Annotated in this window: 16 protein-coding genes; 14 read left to right on the forward strand and 2 right to left on the reverse strand. The window is 44.4% G+C overall.

Translation table 11 applies throughout. From position 1 onward, the window contains the following. The first annotated feature begins 55 nt into the window (after positions 1–55). The 3 genes from PBN151_RS04195 (at position 56) to PBN151_RS04205 (ending at position 4,132) form a co-directional block, all read left to right on the forward strand. A complete protein-coding gene (locus tag PBN151_RS04195; RefSeq protein WP_227774385.1) occupies positions 56–847 on the forward strand; it encodes a lipid II flippase Amj family protein in 792 nt (263 codons plus the stop codon). Positions 848–1,163: 316 nt separating this feature from the next. Further along, positions 1,164–2,822, forward strand: coding sequence for a hydroxysqualene dehydroxylase (locus PBN151_RS04200; RefSeq protein ID WP_072727843.1), 1,659 nt, complete (start codon positions 1,164–1,166; stop codon positions 2,820–2,822). 5 nt (positions 2,823–2,827) lie between these two features. Next, entirely contained in the window at positions 2,828–4,132 is a 1,305-nt protein-coding gene (locus PBN151_RS04205) for an ATP-binding protein (protein WP_227774387.1), read from the forward strand. Positions 4,133–4,261: 129 nt separating this feature from the next. Here the strand turns inward: PBN151_RS04205 and PBN151_RS04210 are convergent, their stop codons facing one another. Further along, complete coding sequence (locus PBN151_RS04210; protein ID WP_072727844.1) at positions 4,262–6,454, reverse strand: HelD family protein; 2,193 nt, start codon at positions 6,452–6,454, stop codon at positions 4,262–4,264. 205 nt (positions 6,455–6,659) lie between these two features. Here PBN151_RS04210 and PBN151_RS30975 point away from each other — a divergent pair, with 205 nt between their 5' ends. From PBN151_RS30975 to PBN151_RS04255, 10 genes are all read left to right on the forward strand, one after another. Continuing rightward, the gene (locus tag PBN151_RS30975) at positions 6,660–6,821 is read left to right on the forward strand and encodes a hypothetical protein (protein WP_175560606.1); all 162 of its coding nucleotides are present in this window, start codon (positions 6,660–6,662) and stop codon (positions 6,819–6,821) included. Between the two features lie 79 nt (positions 6,822–6,900). Then, a complete protein-coding gene (locus tag PBN151_RS04215; RefSeq protein WP_072727845.1) occupies positions 6,901–7,200 on the forward strand; it encodes a hypothetical protein in 300 nt (99 codons plus the stop codon). A 193-nt stretch (positions 7,201–7,393) separates the two neighbouring features. Next, positions 7,394–7,822, forward strand: a complete 429-nt coding sequence (locus PBN151_RS04220) for a hypothetical protein (protein WP_072727846.1) — start codon at positions 7,394–7,396, stop codon at positions 7,820–7,822. Positions 7,823–8,019: 197 nt separating this feature from the next. Then, entirely contained in the window at positions 8,020–8,868 is an 849-nt protein-coding gene (locus tag PBN151_RS04225; protein ID WP_175560607.1) for an ABC transporter permease family protein, read from the forward strand. Beyond that, positions 8,865–10,142 carry a hypothetical protein gene (locus PBN151_RS04230; protein WP_072727848.1) on the forward strand — a complete coding sequence of 426 codons (1,278 nt, stop codon included), beginning with the start codon at positions 8,865–8,867 and terminating at the stop codon, positions 10,140–10,142. Before PBN151_RS04225 ends, PBN151_RS04230 begins: the two co-directional genes overlap by 4 nt. 10 nt (positions 10,143–10,152) lie before the next feature. Next, on the forward strand, positions 10,153–10,815 hold the full coding sequence (locus tag PBN151_RS04235) for an ABC transporter ATP-binding protein (RefSeq protein WP_072728481.1): 663 nt from the start codon (positions 10,153–10,155) through the stop codon (positions 10,813–10,815). 219 nt (positions 10,816–11,034) lie between these two features. After that, a complete protein-coding gene (locus tag PBN151_RS04240; protein ID WP_072727849.1) occupies positions 11,035–11,799 on the forward strand; it encodes an ABC transporter ATP-binding protein in 765 nt (254 codons plus the stop codon). Next, positions 11,774–13,681 (forward strand): ABC transporter permease, encoded by a 1,908-nt coding sequence (locus PBN151_RS04245; protein ID WP_072727850.1) that lies wholly within the window; start codon positions 11,774–11,776, stop codon positions 13,679–13,681. The genes PBN151_RS04240 and PBN151_RS04245 overlap by 26 nt, the downstream gene beginning before the upstream one ends. A gap of 187 nt (positions 13,682–13,868) precedes the next feature. Beyond that, positions 13,869–14,633, forward strand: coding sequence for an ABC transporter ATP-binding protein (locus tag PBN151_RS04250; RefSeq protein WP_072727851.1), 765 nt, complete (start codon positions 13,869–13,871; stop codon positions 14,631–14,633). Then, complete coding sequence (locus PBN151_RS04255) at positions 14,608–16,515, forward strand: ABC transporter permease (RefSeq protein ID WP_072727852.1); 1,908 nt, start codon at positions 14,608–14,610, stop codon at positions 16,513–16,515. The genes PBN151_RS04250 and PBN151_RS04255 overlap by 26 nt, the downstream gene beginning before the upstream one ends. A gap of 70 nt (positions 16,516–16,585) precedes the next feature. Here the strand turns inward: PBN151_RS04255 and PBN151_RS04260 are convergent, their stop codons facing one another. Next, positions 16,586–17,107, reverse strand: a complete 522-nt coding sequence (locus PBN151_RS04260; protein ID WP_083544913.1) for an HPP family protein — start codon at positions 17,105–17,107, stop codon at positions 16,586–16,588. Positions 17,108–17,386: 279 nt separating this feature from the next. Here PBN151_RS04260 and PBN151_RS04265 point away from each other — a divergent pair, with 279 nt between their 5' ends. Continuing rightward, positions 17,387–18,289 (forward strand): LysR family transcriptional regulator, encoded by a 903-nt coding sequence (locus PBN151_RS04265; protein ID WP_072727853.1) that lies wholly within the window; start codon positions 17,387–17,389, stop codon positions 18,287–18,289. The last annotated feature ends 22 nt before the right edge of the window (positions 18,290–18,311 follow it).

An 18,311-nucleotide genomic window follows, 5' to 3' on the forward strand; every position in this document is an offset into this window, starting at 1 on the left:
ACATGATTCAAAGCTGTAATTGGTATAACAACGATTTCCTATGGGGGAGTTCACGTTGGATAAAATTATCATCATCTCCTTACTAACTATGCTTATCCATTTATTTGAGACATTGTCCTATGCGGTTCGCTACGCGGGCGTACGTACAGGTAGACTTGCAGTTGCTCTATCATTAACTGGCATAATTGTCCTTGTATCTCGAACTTCGAATTTGCTTCAGGGCCCAATGACGGGGAAAATTATCGATTATGCAAAGCAGCATCCGGAATTCGATTTGGAAGGCCAGTTCCGTATTGTAATCGGCTCATCAACGGTAGGAACGCTGCTGGCAATGCTCTTTTTTCCAACGGCTGTCTTGATTGCAACTAGAGTGATACGTCATATGGAAGTGTCGGGCTCTATTCCGAAATTGATTTCATCCGTATCCCTCGATCAGATTCGGCATGTGAAGCATCATCTGCGAACGCCAACATGGAACATGCTCCGCTCGCTGCGGATCATGGGAATTCCGAAGCGCTTGCTGCTATTGAATTGTCTGGTCACCAGCATCTATACGATCGGGGTTCTGGCAGCGCTGTACGCATCTGCTTTGAATCCAGAGTATAGTACGGCCGCCTCGCAATCATCTGGACTAATTAACGGACTAGCTACGATCATACTCACGATCTTCGTCGATCCGCAAATGGCAATGCTTACCGATCGCGCAATGGGCGATGCTACAGAACGGAATCGCTTAGGTAAAATATTTGCGCTCTTGATGTTCTCAAGAGCGGTAGGTACGATTATCGCTCAGTTGCTGTTCTATCCAGCTGCTGCATGGATTGCTTGGGTCGTTCAAGTCATCTAGGTGATGAACTCGCGTTCGACAAATTGTCATTACCCATATTTATGAAAAATGAACCGTTCTTCTCCGTGAATCCCAACGAAATACATGCCTGCTCAATGAATCAAAGGGCAGGTTTTTTGTTGTTGATTTCTTGCAAATAGGTCAAATAGGTTCCAAATCTATGATGAAAAATGGTAGAAAGAGGCACGTTTCTAACTTACATTCTGTTTTTCTTGTAGATCTGCGTTGAGAGGTGTTGTAATCCGTCGATTTATAGTAATATGAAACTAGTTTATTTTTCCAATGATAATAACGGAATAGGAGTGCTCAATTGTTTATGGTGGGGAAAGATCGCCCAAGTGTGATCGTGCTAGGCGGTGGTATCGCCGGCATGAGTGCAGCGCACGAACTAATGGAGCGTGGATTTCGCGTCTCTGTGTATGAATGGAGAACCATTCCAGGAGGCAAGGCACGAAGTATGCCGGTTCCCAATTCGGGGACGAATGGTCGACCAGATTTGCCAGGAGAACACGGATTCCGGTTCTTCCCAAAATTCTATAAGCACGTTACGGACACCATGAAGCGTATTCCCTATCAACGGCCGAACAGCACCGAGAGGTTAACCGTATTTGATAATCTAATCGAAGGAACGAACTTGGGACTTGCCTTCTTCAATCGTCCTATGCTTCCTTTTCTTACTGAATTCCCGCAAACGATACGCGGCTGGCGCACACTGCTTAAATCACTATTCGATAATAAACTTGGTTTAAGTGAGAAGGACGTCGACCGTTATGTGAACTGTCTGTGGCAGGTTCTGACCAGCTGTGATGAACGCCGGCTGCTGGATTATCAGCGTGTAGCATGGTGGGATTTTCTACAGGCGGAGAAGCAGTCAGCGGAATTCAGACACATCTTCACTGGCCTAACACGCATATTGGTCGCAGCACGGGCGAAGGATGCGAATGCCTGCACAGTAGGCACGGTAGCTGCAACCGTAATGCTGGATATGGTGCTGCCAGGAGGTAGTGCGGATCGCTTGCTGAACGGCCCTACGAATGATGTGTGGATCAATCCTTGGCTGACTTACTTGAGACAAGGGGGAGTCGACTATCGCTTAAGAGCGAAAGTTGAACATATTCATTGCAAGAATGGCCGGATTCAAGGCGTGACCATTCAAGAAGAAGGTCGCTCCCACATTGTAACCGCAGATTACTATATCGCAGCACTGCCCGTTGAGGTGATGGCGGAACTGATTACAGAGGATCTAATCGAGGGTGATCCATTGCTGGGCAGACTGCCCGAGCTGGCGAAGAACGTAGAATGGATGAACGGCGTCCAATTTTATTTGAAAGAAGATGTCCCTATCATCCATGGTCATGTCATCTATATGGATAGCCCTTGGGCATTGACTTCCGTATCCCAAGCTCAGTTCTGGCCGCATTTCAAGATGAGTGATTTCGGCAATGGGGATGTGGCAGGTATCATCTCGATCGATGTATCGGATTGGAAGACGCCTGGTATTGTATTCGGGAAGCCGGCAATGCACTGCACTAGCGAGCAAATTAAGATAGAAGTGTGGGAGCAGCTGAAGCGGAGCTTGAATCAAGGTGAGACCATACTAAACGATGATATGATTGTGCATTGGTATCTCGATGAAGATATTCAATTCCCGAACCCGCATGAAGTGATCAACATGGAGCCGCTGCTCGTGAATCATGTCCACACGTGGAACTTGCGGCCGAATGCATATACAGCAATTCCGAATCTGTTCCTTGCGTCGGATTATGTTCGAACGAATACAGATTTGGCTACGATGGAAGGGGCGAATGAGGCTGCGCGAAGAGCGGTCAATTGCATCATCGAACGATCGTCGATCGATGCCCCACCCTGCAAAATATGGGATATGTATGATTATCCATTGCTATCGGCATGGCGTTCCAATGACCGCTCCCGATTCCATAAAGGGCTTCCATGGAACGGGAAAATCATTGGCTGACTCGAATGCTCAACGTTCAAGGCATTGAATCGATAGGGAAAGGAATAATGATGTTGATCCATTCCATATTAGCGCATGAATTCAAAGGGCTGCTCTATATTATGAGCGCAAGTCTTATGTTTCTCATCATCACGCCGAAATTCATGTTCGCTCATTACCGTCGCAAGCTGTTATTTATCTTTATCTTATTTTTGCTGACTTGTTTCTATATTGGGTATGAGGATATCGATCCATTACTGTACGGGCTGCATTTAACTCCTGTGTCTCTTGCGCTAGCTGCTCTGTTCGAGGGTTTGCTTCCAGGGATATGTACATGGTTGGCATTCAATCTGTGCACATTGCTATACTTGCAGATTTACTCGGTACCGACAATCATTGGTTCCACGATGATGCTCGCAGCTGGACTTATCCTGCACTATAAGCAGGTGCTGCAAAGTACCTATTTGAAGATTTTCCTCATGTCGCTGCTGCTGATTACGGTATATTTAGCTGGCTATCTGTTCTTCTTCGATCAATGGGATCAAGTGCAGGGAGTAGAGGTGGTGATTGCTGTCATTGGAACCTATTTGTCCTCGATGTATGTAAGCTACATCTATCATCATGTCAAAAATCAGGAACGGATGCGGGAAGAGCTTTTTCGTGCTGAAAAATATCAAGTTATCGGTCAGCTAGCCGCTTCCATTTCTCATGAAATTCGCAATCCACTGACAACTGCACAAGGCTTTCTACAGCTTATGAACCGTAAAAACTTGACCCCGGAACAAATTCAGACCTATCGGAATTACGCAGCTTCCGGCATTGAACAGGCGAATTCGATCATTACAGATTATTTGAATTACGCCAAACCAACGGTCGAGGTGGCTCGTCCACTCTATGTTCAGGAAGAAATAGACACCGTCGTGCCCATGGTATCTCCACTTTGTTTACTGGCGAAGGTGGAGGTAGTTGTCCAGCATCTATCTCAAAAACCGATGTACATAATGGGAGAGTCGAAGAAATTTCAGCAGTCGCTGCTAAACATAATGAAAAATGCAGTCGAGTCCATGCCGGATGGAGGCACGTTGAAGGTTACCACCTGGTCGGATAATGAGGGAGTGCATATTCATATTAAGGATACTGGGGTTGGCATGAGCGATTATCAAATTAAACGAATTGGCATGCCATTCTATACGACGAAGGAGAAGGGAACAGGGCTCGGTCTAATGGTCGTTATTAGTCTGGTGAAATCGATGAATGGCACGATATCGTACTACAGCCGCCCAGACGAGGGCACTACCTGTGTGCTACAGTATAAGCAAGTTCACTTGTAAGGGCGGAATATGGTTTTGCAAGTTCATATAATGGCGAAACATACAACAAAGGACATTCATCTAGATATTACTGCTGCTAGAGAATGTCCCTTTGTTTGAACAAGCTGATAGGTTTAGTGATCAAATCGGTTAAGACATCAATTCGACCGTATCTTCATCATCTGTGCACACGAGCGGCGATAGCTGATTCGCAGGTTCGTGAACAATCCACAGCTCGTGCAGCGCACGAGTACAGCCGACATACAACAGCTTCGCATCAAGCAAGCTGCATGGATATCGATGCTCATCGACGTCAAGAACAAGAACCGCATCAAATTCCAAGCCTTTGGACAAGTATACCGGAAGAACAGATATTCCGCCTTCGTATTGCTGCTCGTTGCCATCAATCAGGTGGATGCTGTGCTTCAGTTCTCCATCGATATTTGCATGGAGTGCTGCGTGCAGTTCCCTGGCTTCATCCGCTGTTCGAGTCAATAAGGCAATCGTATTATGCCCATTGTCTTGGAAATCAGTGATAATCTGCTTCAGCTGTCCGGGTCTCTCGTTCGCCTTGCTGCTGACAATACGAACCTTCTGACCGCTGCGGAATACCGGAACGGCCAACATGTCTGTTCCTACACCTCGTTCTAGGATGACGTTTGCGAACCGGATGATTTCCATCGTCGAACGGTAACTGCGTGTTAAGGCGAAGTAATCCGTTGCCTCCTCTTCGAACAGTTCTCGCATCTCTGACCAGTCGTGAATACCGGCATACGCATGAATCCCTTGTGAGAGGTCTCCTAAGATGGTAAAGGAGTGGTTTTTGGCAAAGTGGTCGAGTACAGCAATTTGTAATGGCGAGAAGTCTTGCGCCTCATCGATGACGATATGGTCGTATCGGTACTCAGATGGAATCCCGTGCAAGCGGGAATGCAAATAGAGCAGTGCTGCCAGATCCTCGTGACGAACCACTTTTTTCTTCAAATACGCTAAGGTTTCTTTGCGCACGGGCTCTGGAATGGCGATACTGCTGTCGCTATCCGTGTCGCCCTGTTTCCTCGGTTCGAACAGGGAGCGATACATTTGCCATGTATCGAGGACAGGCCATTTCTTCATATAGGCTTTGAGACGCTGCGTTGACAGCTTCTTCTTATCCTTCAGCACAGTCTTGGAGTGTACTCGCTTCAGTTCCATCTGAATCCAGCGCTGAATGCGGGCCATAACGCGCTCCTTGCGCTTGGCTGGCTCGTAAGAGCGGTACTCTTCATGGAACCAGCTGTATATGGTTGCATATGGGAGAACGGTTCCGTCCCAAGGAGAGAAGTCGCCGCTTGGCACCGCGTTCTGCTCGTACTCCTTCATAAGCTGATCCATATGAGACAGCAAGGATAGGGAACCTTTGAATCGTCCAGAGACTTGGTCGTCAAGAACTGGACGCGAATCCAAGGAACCGTACCATTTCTCCACTTGCTCCATCGGAGATGCGAGTGTTACGGACAACTCCATATCCATTACCGCTAAAGCCCACTCAGGGAACGTCTGCTGCTGGATGTTGCCGACACCCAGTTCAGGCAAGACATCGGATATATAGTTCAGGAACATGCGGTTGGGCGCAAAAATCATCATCTTCTCGGCACGAATCTGCTCCTGATATTGATAAAGCAAGTAAGCAAGTCGGTGCAGAGCAACGGTTGTCTTACCGCTACCAGCGACCCCTTGTATGAACAAGGCAGTATTCTTCGGAGCTCGAATGATGCGATCCTGCTCCGCTTGAATCGTAGATACGATATCGCGCAGTCGATTGTCCTTGTTCTCTCCTAATCGGTAGACGAGAAATTCGTCTGTGACATGGCTGTCGCCTTCCGAGCGATTGTAGGTATCGACGACTCTTTGCAATTGTTGGCTGCGTATCGCCAGATTGCGCTTGAGATGTACGATGCCCTCGATAGGGCCGTCTAATGAATCATAAGATACCGGAGCGGTGCCGCCGGAGAAGGAATAGAATAAGCTCGCAATCGGGGCTCTCCAGTCAATCACTAGCGGGTACGCTTCATTCTCGACTTCTGCACTGCGATGAACGCCTCGTTTGCCGACATACAGCTTGAGTGCTTCATCTTTTCCGTTTTCTTCGAAATCGATTCTTCCGAAATAAGGCTCTTTCCGGGCTTGAGCCAAGCGTTCTTCCTGCTGCTTGCGGTTGTCCTCTAATACTTGCAGCGTAAAGTCGTGCCCAGTATAAGGGGCTACATTATGAACTTTGTCGTATTGCTGCTCGATGATGTCGAGCGTGTCTTTCAGACGGTGCTGCTCTTCTTGAAAGGCACTTTGAAACGTGTCGCTCACCTTCAGTTACCTCCTAAGAAAGGATTGTGTGATCTCTCCCACTTCTTTGTTGAAACACATCAAAATATGGAAAGAGAAGAACTAATATATCATATTGACCCTGAAAAAGCAATGAAATTTCAATGTGTCATTGCGACTATATCATGACGAGCAGTATTTAAATGGTGAATGGAGATGTACGGTTCCTTCAAATTTACAAACTTAATTGTATGAGGAGGAACAATGGATTCAGCAAGAGCCACGGGGAGGCTATGTTCGTCATAATGTACTGTACCGAGCCATATATAATGAGACAGGAGAGTGCTGCGAAGACGAGCCTATAGGTGAGAACGAAGCGATTATGATGTATGCGATGCGCCATTGTTGAGAAATGGTCAAGGGGACATCGCTGTTAATGTATCATCTGAACAGTAGCGTAATTTCAATATAGGAGGGATGACATTTTAATGAAGAATTCCAAGCGATTTATTCTCTTATGTGTAGTGTTTATCACCATGACGATTCTGCTAAGCGGCTGTATGCCTGGAGACGGTTCGTACACGGATCAATCACCAGCAGGTTTCTTCTGGGGGATCTGGCATGGCTGGATTGCGCCGATCTCGCTGATTTTTGGGCTTTTCAAGGATGGAATCCGTGTATACGAGATCAATAATACAGGCTGGTGGTATGATCTCGGATTTTATATAGCGATTATAGGCGGTTTTGGAGGCATCGCATTCGGACGAAGAAAAGGGGATCATCATTGAATTGTTGCTGAGATGTCAAAGATAAGTATCGAAGGCGAAAGTGGACGCGATTTAGTTTTGGTTAATTTAGAAGCAATTCAATTATCTCAAAATCTATCAAAATAATACAATAATTTTATTTACATAATATGGTCAATAAGGTACAATAAAGGTGGTTGATCAGCCAAATTATGGATTATGGAGGGTTGTTGAGATGAAGAAATTTATTTCTACGGTCTTGGTTTCTGCAGCTGTTTTGATCGTTTCTTCAGTTACTGCATTTGGAAATGAAGAAACTCTTTCAAAAGCAGGAAGCTTGTCTGGCGGCTGGAGCGAGGAGCGCGGTTATTACATTAATGCTAGTAGCAATTTTGCTGCATTATCTTCCTCAGAACCAGATGATCACAAAGCAACAAGGAAATACAGGCAAGCAGGTGGGTCAAATGTGGAAACTAAGTTGATTGGGGAAACTTGGTGGAAAGGGGTGCGGCATTATACACGAGCTAGATTTGAGTACATTTGGCCTCTTTCCGGATATTTGGGTGATACAGATCGGGTTTGGGGAAGTGATAAAACCACAGCAGAAACGGATTATCTAATTGCCGATCTTACAACCGCTCACACCTACTGGGGAAATGAGTAATTTACTAGGGAGATAGCAACAGATTATCCTGGATTACATAACAACTTGCGATGAATTCTTCCAGGATAATCTTGCTGTTGTATATAATGATCAATTTGATGTTAAGGAAAAGTGCAAGATTCTATGTCCTATTCATTTCTATTTGTTTCATCGTATTATCTCTTTTATACACGGTTTCTCGGCTTGATTATATCAACATGATGAACAACGGATTTGTTCATAAGGATGCTATTACCTTTACTCTCGATAAGCTGGACAAGCCATTTCGCAGGACATCGGAGGCATTTCTCTTATTTCAGTACGAATATCATTTGCCTAGAAATAAAACGGTCTGGATGAATGGAAATCATTCTCTACCGGCAATAACATTCAATCAAAAAAATCGTATATCAGATATAACGAACCATTCGAGAAATATAGCAATCGCTGGGAAAGATGCGGCAACGAGAGACTTTCCGTCTGATTATGAACTTATCGGCCATTTCGAGCCCACTACGTCATACAAGTTGAATTCAGAAGTATGGCTCTTGCCAGCGGCGTTTCAGATCGATTTGGCGCAAGGCCATTATTTCGTGTTCAATACGACAGCCCACAACAAATTGGATGCGCTGAATAACATCATCAATGGCAATTCTATTGAACTCATTGACGCGGAACAGCATGGAACATACGCTTTGAATTCGAATCGCTTTCTGCTTATGGGGATGCGATTATTTTTTGTGTTGCTCATCGCAATATTTCTCTTCATCTGCGTTGTTTGGATGAATCGGGAAAAACACATCATAAATATCATGTATACAAGCGGATATACACCGCTTTATATATATGGCGTACTTGTACGATATAAAGTAGTCCCTTGCGTTGGCGGTGGTATTATTGCTCTAGTGTTGGCTGAAACGCTACAGAACCATCTATATCCGACGTGGGGCAGTGGGTGGATCGAGTACTCTACTATTACGATAAGCAGCTTTGTTTTATTTTTGATCGTTCAATGTCTTGTTATGGTATTGATCTACTCCATAAGAAAAGGCGGCAGAAAATATTGAAGATAATCAGGTTATTATTTAAACAAAGTAAAATTCTAAATTTACTGAATAGCGCGATTGCTTTAACCTTATTTTTATTTCTAGTGGCTCTTGCTGTTAATATGCAACAAGCAAGTCTTGAAGTTGATGCAATGAAGCACTTTAAAGATAAAAATATATATCAAATATCTGATAACTTAGTCAATGAAATCGAAGGGGAGTTTTTTAAGAAAAAATATAATTATGACAAACTAAATGAATTTGCGAGTATGCTGGAACAATCTACTGCTTTTCAATACTATAAAGCAAATTGGCAACCAATTGATGTACTGGATTTTAAAGGGGACAAAATATTCGGTGCTTACTATGAATCTGGGGATACGGAACATTTTAAAAAAGATGATAGGGGATATCATTTTGTTAAATCTATTCAAATTAGTAAAAGTGTGATTCCGATCAATAATGTACAACTAATCCAAGGCAGATTTTTTGATGAGAATGAATATGTGCTTCAGGAAAACAGTATTCCTATCATTTTAGGAGCAGAATATAGTTCCATCTATAAGCTTGGTGATGAAATTAAGATAGAATATTATTTCAAACAATTCACTGGAACTGTAGTAGGCATCTTACAGCCTTCACAAAAAATTGTAACAACCAATCGACCTGAGCTTATTTTGGATCGATACATGATCATCCCAGCATTGTCACTACCCGACGCGCCGTCCCGACTCTTGAAAAATGCAACAAAATATCCAGTCTTTTTTAAAGCATCGTTACTTAGCAGAGCGAATGGAGTAATTTTATCCGAACTCGATCCGTTAGCAATCAGAAAGGTCGTTGGAGAAATTGCGGATAAAGCGGGATTTGACCAATTTGCCATCATAGGTGCTGACGGCCCAATAATCAATACATTAGCTCAAATGACGGAAACGAATCGAACGACACTAATCATACTTTCCACTTTATTATTACTCCTTGTAATATGCGCACTGTTTATTACGCTTTTCATGAATACCAAAAAAAATGTGGAGACCTATAAGGTACTGCTTATAAGCGGTGCCTCACTTGAACACGTATGCAAAATGCTGGGCTTCCAATTTGTCATGACTTATTTCATCGGAAGTATACTCCCTTTACTTATCATCCTTTTATTAACGAACTTTTCGATTTCCATACTGTCTGTTTACATATTGCTTGTCATATTGTTCTTGATAATTATTTTTACGGTCTCTTATGTATTTTCCAAAAAATTACTCACAAAAATGGATCTTGTTCGAGAATTGAAAGGGTGAATGCTCCTTGGTGGTTCGATTGAAAAAGATAACGAAACAGTATAACAATAAAGTTATTTTAAATGGTATCGATTTTCAATGTGGGGAAGGGCAGATTATTGCGATAAAAGGGAAAAGTGGTATTGGAAAGAGTACGCTGCTGAATATTGTGGCGGGATTGGAACGGGCTACTTCTGGAGATTATTTCTATCAGGACACGCAAATGAACAATAAAAGCATTTCTTTCTTAACGAATTTCCGCCGAATGCATATTGGCTATATATCGCAGCACAGTCCGATGATTCCCGAATTAACCGTAATGGACAATATATGCGTGCCGCTTTGGTTCGAAAAAAATGAAGATCACAAGAAACAAGCAATGAACCATGTGAAAGAGTTAGGCCATCTTTTTGAGATCGACCATCTGCTGAACGAAAATGTAAAGACATTATCTGGCGGGGAACTGCAGCGAGCTGGTATCATTCGAGCACTAATCAACAAGCCGACGCTCATTATCGCGGATGAACCTACCGGTGCATTGGATGATGAGACGGCATCGATTATATTGACTCATTTTCATGCTTTAAAATCGGAAGGGGTTACGACGATATTAGCCACCCATAGCGAGGCTATATCAAGTCAATGCGATAAAATTTATACGTTGAACCAAGATGGATTATCCCTTGAGCGTTAAGAAGTTCGTTACGTTTGTTTCATTTCACTAACTTATTTCCAAAATAATAGAGGATCGTTTTCATGCATAGCATGATGCGATCCTTTTTCATTACAACCCAAAAAACTTTACATGACAAAAATGAAAGGAAAATGTAAGGCATAACAATGGTTACATTTCTTCATACCCAGTAAAGTATGTGGTACATAACAGGTAAGCGAAGGAGTGTAATTAGCATCTATGTTGGAAGTCAGAAATGTATCCAAAATATATGAAGGCAAAGTGTCTTACAAAGCACTTTCCGATTTGAATTTATCGATAGGCAAGGGCGAATTCGTCGGCATCATGGGGCCATCTGGAAGTGGTAAGACTACTTTCTTGAACGTGGTGTCCACGATCGATAAGCCATCATCAGGAGAAGTATTGATTGGCGGCAGCAACGCACACGCTCTTAGTAAGCGTAAGCTAGCCTTGTTCCGTCGCAGAGAGCTTGGCTTTGTGTTTCAGGATTTCAATTTACTGCAGACCTTGACCGTGAAGGAAAATATTATTTTTCCATTGACGCTGGAGAATGTCAGCATTAAGGAGCAGGAGCAGCGCGTAAAGGTAATCGCAGATAAGCTCGGGATTGGACATATACTGGACAAGCGCACATTTGAAATTTCTGGTGGTCAGTGTCAACGTACTGCGATTGCGCGGGCAATCATCCATCAGCCGAAGCTGCTGCTTGCGGACGAGCCGACTGGTAATCTGGATTCCAAGTCAGCCAAGGACGTGCTTGAGATGATGGAGAAGATCAACAAGGAAGACGGAACCACGACGATGATGGTTACTCATGATGCATTTGCTGCAAGTTACTGTGACCGCGTCATCTTCATCAAGGACGGTTCGCTGTATCAAGAGCTGCACAAGCATAATGAGCGGCAAGTATTCTTCCAAGAAATTATGAATGTCTTGTCAGCATTGGGGGGAGCGGAAGATGAACTTTCGTCAGTTCGCGTTTAAGAACGTATTTCGGAACAAGCGATTGTATGCCGGATATTTCATAAGCTGCGCCTTCTCAGTCATGATCTTCTTCGTGTATTCGATGCTGGCCTTCCACCCGGAATTGAACATGGCCGGCAGCGGCAAGTACGGCAAGGGTGCACAGGCGGGGATGGAGGTTGCGCAGTACATTATTTATGTGTTCTCCTTCTTCTTCATCCTGTATTCGATGAGCGTCTTCTTGAAGACACGGAAGAAAGAATTCGGCGTGTGTATTATGCAAGGGATGTCTGACATGCAGTTGAAGCGCCTTGTATTTGTAGAAAATATCATTATCGGATTTGCTTCAACGGTTGCAGGGATAGTTACTGGATTAGCAATGTCAAAGGGAATGCTCATGTTAGGCTCATCCTTGTTGTATTTGGATGACCCATTGTCATTCTATTTCCCAACGACAGCGTTGTGGTTCACGTTCGCAGCCTTCATGGCGCTGTTTATTGCGATTTCATTATTTACGGCTACCATATTGCGTACAAGTTCCTTGATCGACCTGCTAAAAGCTTCAACGAAGCCGAAGCCAGAGCCCAAGGCTAATGCGGGGCTCGCGATATTTGCAGCACTGTGCATCTTGGGCGGCTATGGAACCGCGTTCGTAGTCCGTGGGGAACAGGTCTTATTCGCCATGCTGCCTGTAGTCGTTCTTGTCTCGGTTGGCACTTATTTCTTATTTACGCAGCTAAGCGTGTTCATCATTACTAGGCTGAAAAAGAAGCAGAAGCTGTACCGCAGAAATACAAATATGCTGACATTGTCAGACTTGGCCTATCGGATGAAGGACAATGCACGGATGTTCTTCCTCGTCGCCATTATTTCCACTGTAGCATTTACGGCTATTGGTACACTCGTTGGCTTCAAGGCAATGCTGACAAATAGTGTGGCAGATTTGATGCCGCCTATGTCATATGAATCGAATACAATGAGCAATAAGCAAGAGCAGAAACATGTAGATTCGATTGAGTCAGCACTTAAGAAAGAAAACATCAAGTATGATGCCTACATCATTCATAGCAAAACAGCAGAATTCAAAGATGGATCGATTATGAAGGTGATGGGAGCAACGGAATACAATTCATTCGCCAAAGAGCGCATTCAGCTACATCAGGGTGAAGGATTCATACTGGAAACGACAAGCAATGATTTTGGCAATAGGAGCACAGCTTCGAATTGGTCGAAGGGGCAGATCTTGACATTGAAGCATACAGGCAAGTTGAAGCTTGTTGACTCATTAGAGATGACCGACGATGTGAGACAATATGTATCGGGCGGAGAAGTGCTGGTATTGTCAGATGAGGACTTTAAGGCAATCCCGCTTACGAAGTTCGACGAGACAAATTATATCTTCAACATGGACAACTGGCAGGCGACAAAGACATTGTCAGCAGACCTGGAAAAGCAGTTCCAAAAAGAAAAGCAGCAAGACTTCCGCTTCCAATCCAGAGCGACATCCATGTCAGAACTCAATCAAGGGATGGGACAAATCTTGCTGACGGGCTTATTTGTCGGAGTCGTGTTCTTCGTGTCAGCAGGCAGCTTCCTGTACTTCCGCCTCTTCTCAGATTTGGATAATGATCTTGTCCAGTATCGGGCAATTTCGAAGCTGGGACTGACAGAAGGGGAACTATCCAAGGTTGTTACTACGCAAATCGGACTGCTGTTCTTTGTTCCGATCATTGTAGCTATCGTTCATGGAGCGGTTGCACTGAATACGTTGCAGAATTTGTTCCCGAACGTATCGATTTTGAAAGAAATCATACTCGTATTAGGCACGTTCTTCATCATACAGGTCGTATATTTCTTACTCATTCGTGCGAACTATGTAAGAAAGCTGAAAAAAGTATTGTAATAATACAGTTATATCCTTATCAGAGAGTAAGCCGTATCGTGGCTTGCTCTCTTTCTATTTGAATCGCAGCTACTAGGAATGAACGTGACAATTTTGAAAGGAAAATGTAAGCAATAACAATGGTTGTATTTGCTAATCGGGAGTAAAGTGAAGGTACCGAAAACAACAAGGAGCGTGTAATTCTACTATGCTAGAGGTTAAAAATGTATCCAAAGTATACGAGGGTAAAGTCTCTTATCAAGCATTATCGAATTTAAACCTAACCATTGGCGAAGGTGAGTTCGTTGGGATTATGGGGCCGTCCGGAAGCGGGAAAACGACATTTTTAAACGTGGTATCGACAATCGACAAGCCCACATCAGGAGAAGTATTGATTGGTGGGAGCAATGCGCACGCCTTAAATAAACGCAAGTTGGCACTGTTCCGCCGCCGTCAGCTTGGCTTCGTGTTCCAAGATTTCAACCTGCTGCAAACCTTAACGGTGAAGGAAAACATCGTATTTCCATTAACATTGGAAAATGTGAGCATTAAGGAGCAGGAGCAGCGTGTGCAAGCGATAGCGGAGAAGCTGGGCATCAAGCAAATTTTGGACAAGCGCACGTACGAAATCTCTGGGGGACAATGCCAGCGGACTGCAATTGCGCGTGCTATGATCCACAATCCGAAGCTGCTTCTAGCGGATGAACCGACGGGGAATCTGGATTCGAAGTCTGCGAAGGATGTTCTCGAAATGATGCAGAAAATCAATAAGGAAGACGGCACGACGATGATGATGGTAACCCACGACGCATTTGCTGCTAGTTACTGTGATCGTGTCATCTTCATCAAGGACGGCTCGCTGTACCGAGAACTGCACAAGCATGATCAACGACAAGTGTTCTTCCAGGAAATTATGAATGTGTTGTCGGCAATAGGAGGCGCGGAAGATGAACTTTCGTCAGTTCGCGTTTAAAAACGTTATTCGCAACGCGCGGCTGTATGCCGGTTATTTTATAAGCAGTGCTTTCTCTGTTATGATCTTTTTCGTATATTCGATGCTGGCCTTCCATCCAGAATTGAATTTGGCGGAGAGTGGGGGATTCGGAAAAGGCGCACAAACTGGAATGCAGGTTGCCCAGTATATCATTTACGTCTTTACGTTTTTCTTCATTCTTTATTCGATGAGCGTCTTCTTGAAGACTCGGAAGAAAGAATTCGGTGTCTGCATCATGCAGGGGATGTCCAATATGCAGCTGAAGCGTCTCGTATTTCTTGAAAATACGATCATTGGATTCGCTTCGACTGTAACTGGTATAGTAGCAGGACTGATTTTGTCCAAAGGGATGCTTATGCTCGGTTCATCCATGTTGTATTTGGAGCATTCGTTATCGTTCTATTTCCCAACAAAGGCGCTTTGGTTTACATTCGTGGCTTTTATGCTGTTGTTCCTTGCAATCTCATTCTTTACGGCGACAATCTTGCGAACAAGTTCACTGATTGACCTATTGAAAGCCTCGACGAAGCCAAAACCCGAGCCGAAGGCGTCGGTATGGCTGGCTATTCTGGCTGCCATGCTGCTGCTGATCGGTTATGCGATAGCTTTTATCGTACGCGGAACCCTTGTTATGTTTGCACTGCTGCCTGTCGTTATTCTTGTGTCGATCGGTACATACTTCTTATTCACACAGCTAAGTGTGTACATCATTCATAAATTGAAGAAGAACAAGAAGTTGTATCGCCGGAATACAAACATGTTGACACTGTCCGATTTGGCATATCGGATGAAGGATAATGCGCGCATGTTTTTCCTTGTCGCGATTATTTCAACCGTTGCGTTTACAGCCATCGGCACGCTTGTTGGGTTCAAAGCGATGCTGACTGAAGGCGTTGCAGGATCGATGCCGCCGATGTCTTATGAGTCCTATGCCGACAATAAGCAGGAGCAAAAACATCTTGCATACATTGAGACAGGGTTGAAGGAAGAAAACGTTAACTATGACAGCTTCGTTATTCATAATAAAGATGCGGAGCTTAAGGATAAATACTCATTCAATGCAATTTCCGTAACGGATTATAACCTGATCTCGGAGGATAAGATTCGTGTAGATGCAGGAAGTGCGGTATTGATGCAATTCAAGATGGATGACTTCGGATATAACAGAGGAAAGAAGGACTGGTCGAAGGGGCAGACTTTGACTCTGAGCAGTGGAAGCAAGCTTCAATTGACAGATGTACCGGACATGAGCAAAGATGTCCGCCAATACATCACTGGAAATCATGTGCTTGTGATGTCGGATTCAGATTTCAACGCACTTCCAAAATCGAAAACCGATATGGATATGCATGTATTTGCGATGGATGACTGGCAGGGAACGAAGGCAGTAGCGGAGAAGTTGACTACACAGTTGAATGCTGATAGTACCAATCCCCACTATCGTTTTCAGGCGCGAGCGCTTGCGATGCAGGAAGTGAATCAGGGTATGGGCCAAATTCTGCTGACAGGCTTGTTCGTAGGAATTGTTTTCTTCGTGGCAGCAGGCAGCTTCCTTTATTTCCGACTATTCTCGGATTTGGATTCCGATATCGTGCAGTATCGAGCTATCTCCAAGCTGGGTCTGACTGAAGGGGAACTGTCAAAGGTTGTATCCACTCAAATCGGACTGCTGTTCTTTGTACCGATTGTCGTAGCTATCATTCATGGTGCCGTTGCATTGAACACACTGCAAAATTTGTTCTCGCAAATCTCTATTTTAAAAGAAATCATTCTAGTATTAGGTACATTCTTCGTTATTCAGGTTGTCTATTTCTTATTCATTCGAGCAAATTATGTGAAAAAACTGAAGAAGGTACTGTAATCAAGCAGTCCAAAAAAGATAGAGGAGCAGGTCGCCGTTGCGATCTGCTCCTTATTATTTATTTGCAACATTATGAGGTGAACCAATGCTTAGGATATTGATTTCCCTGTGTGCGATGATATGTCCACGCCGCCAGTACTAAGACAACGGCTCCAATTCCGACCGGAAACAACAGGTAAGTCCAAGGGGCGCCTGTCATCATAATAAGCAGAGGATCGGCGCCCGCAGGTGGATGAATGGTTCTGGTCCATTGCATGAAGGCGATGGACAGACCGACGGCTAGCGCGAGGCTCCAGACATGCACGCCAACACATGAGCTAATGGTCAGCCCGACCAGTGAACTGATGAGATGGCCCCCTATTACATTGCGCGGCTGTGCCAATGGACTGTCTGGCAGAGCAAACAAAATAACACATGACGCTCCAAAAGGAGCCATCAAAAAAGGGGACGACAACCAGCCTTCAAGGAGTGCTAGTACCAGGATAGCAAGTCCCCCTCCTGTACCTGCGAGTAGCGATGTTTTTACATATTGAAGTGATGGACGTTTTCGGCCAATTTCAAGCATTTTCTCTGTTACGTTAGAATTGTTCATCCTATAGTTTCCTTTCTAAGTAATGAGTTCGTGTCTCGGATTGATTGCACCGGTGCTTGAAATATATTGTATAATGTGATTTGGTATTTGTAATACGAATAATTATGATATCTCACATTTCATTTTCCGATATCAAATTCTTATCGATGCGAGATGTATTGTTCTCGTTACGGTATGAGGGATGTATTATGTGGTATCGATCACGGGATGAGAGAGTATCATTCACGCTTAGATAAGTGCATGAATTGTATGAAGCTGTTTCATGAAAGGGGAAGAGGGATGTTTGAACTATTAGATGGGAAGCAAGTCGAAACCGTACGGGTGGTCGCCCACACGAAGAGCATTAGCCGTGCGGCCGAGCAATTAGGATACGTACAATCAACAATTACCTCACATGTAAAGATGGTGGAGAAGACGGTTGGACAAACATTGTTCCATCGCTTGCCGCGTGGTGTAGAACTGACCGAGGCCGGGGCTATCTTCCTGCGTTATAGTGAGAAATGGAGTCTGCTGGGCAGAGAGCTGACCCAAGAGCTTCCGGCGGGCCAATCGATAGAGGGAACAGTTACATTAAGTGTGTTGGAATCCTTTTGCACGACGCGAATGACGGACTTGTTAACAGCAATTTTCCTTAAGTATCCACGAATCAAGCTTCACCTGCTTCCGGGATTTATGGAGGATACATGCCAGCGAATACTTCAAGGGGAATGCGAGCTTGGAATTGTGGCCGGTCGGCCGCAAATGGGCGGTGTTGACTTCCTGCCGCTTGTTAATGTGCGGATGGTGTGGGTCGTTCCTATGTCGATGCAGCTCCGCTGGGAAGAGGAAGGCTGGGAAGCACTGGATGATGTTCGAGTCATTGGATTTGGCTCGCAATGCGTCTATCAAGCAGTAGCATCTCAACTTCTCCAAGAGAGCGGGATCAAGCCTAGTCAATATAGTACCTTTCATAGCTTAGAGATGATGAAGCAGACAATCAAGGTGGGAATGGGCATGGCGTTATTGCCTTATCGAACGGTAAAGGAGGAGATCGAGCAGGAAGCGCTTGGCTATCTTCCGCTACAAGTACCAACTCTAATCCATGGGCTTGTATGGAAGCAGGGGGATGAATTATCCCCCGCGGCAATTACGATACGCGATATTTTGGTAGAAAAGTTCAAGAACGAGCAGGAAGCGGATTGATGAGGTCTCCAATTAGGGAGTA

The organism is Paenibacillus sp. NAIST15-1, assembly GCF_001894745.1.
GTDB lineage: Bacteria > Bacillota > Bacilli > Paenibacillales > Paenibacillaceae > Paenibacillus_B > Paenibacillus_B suaedae.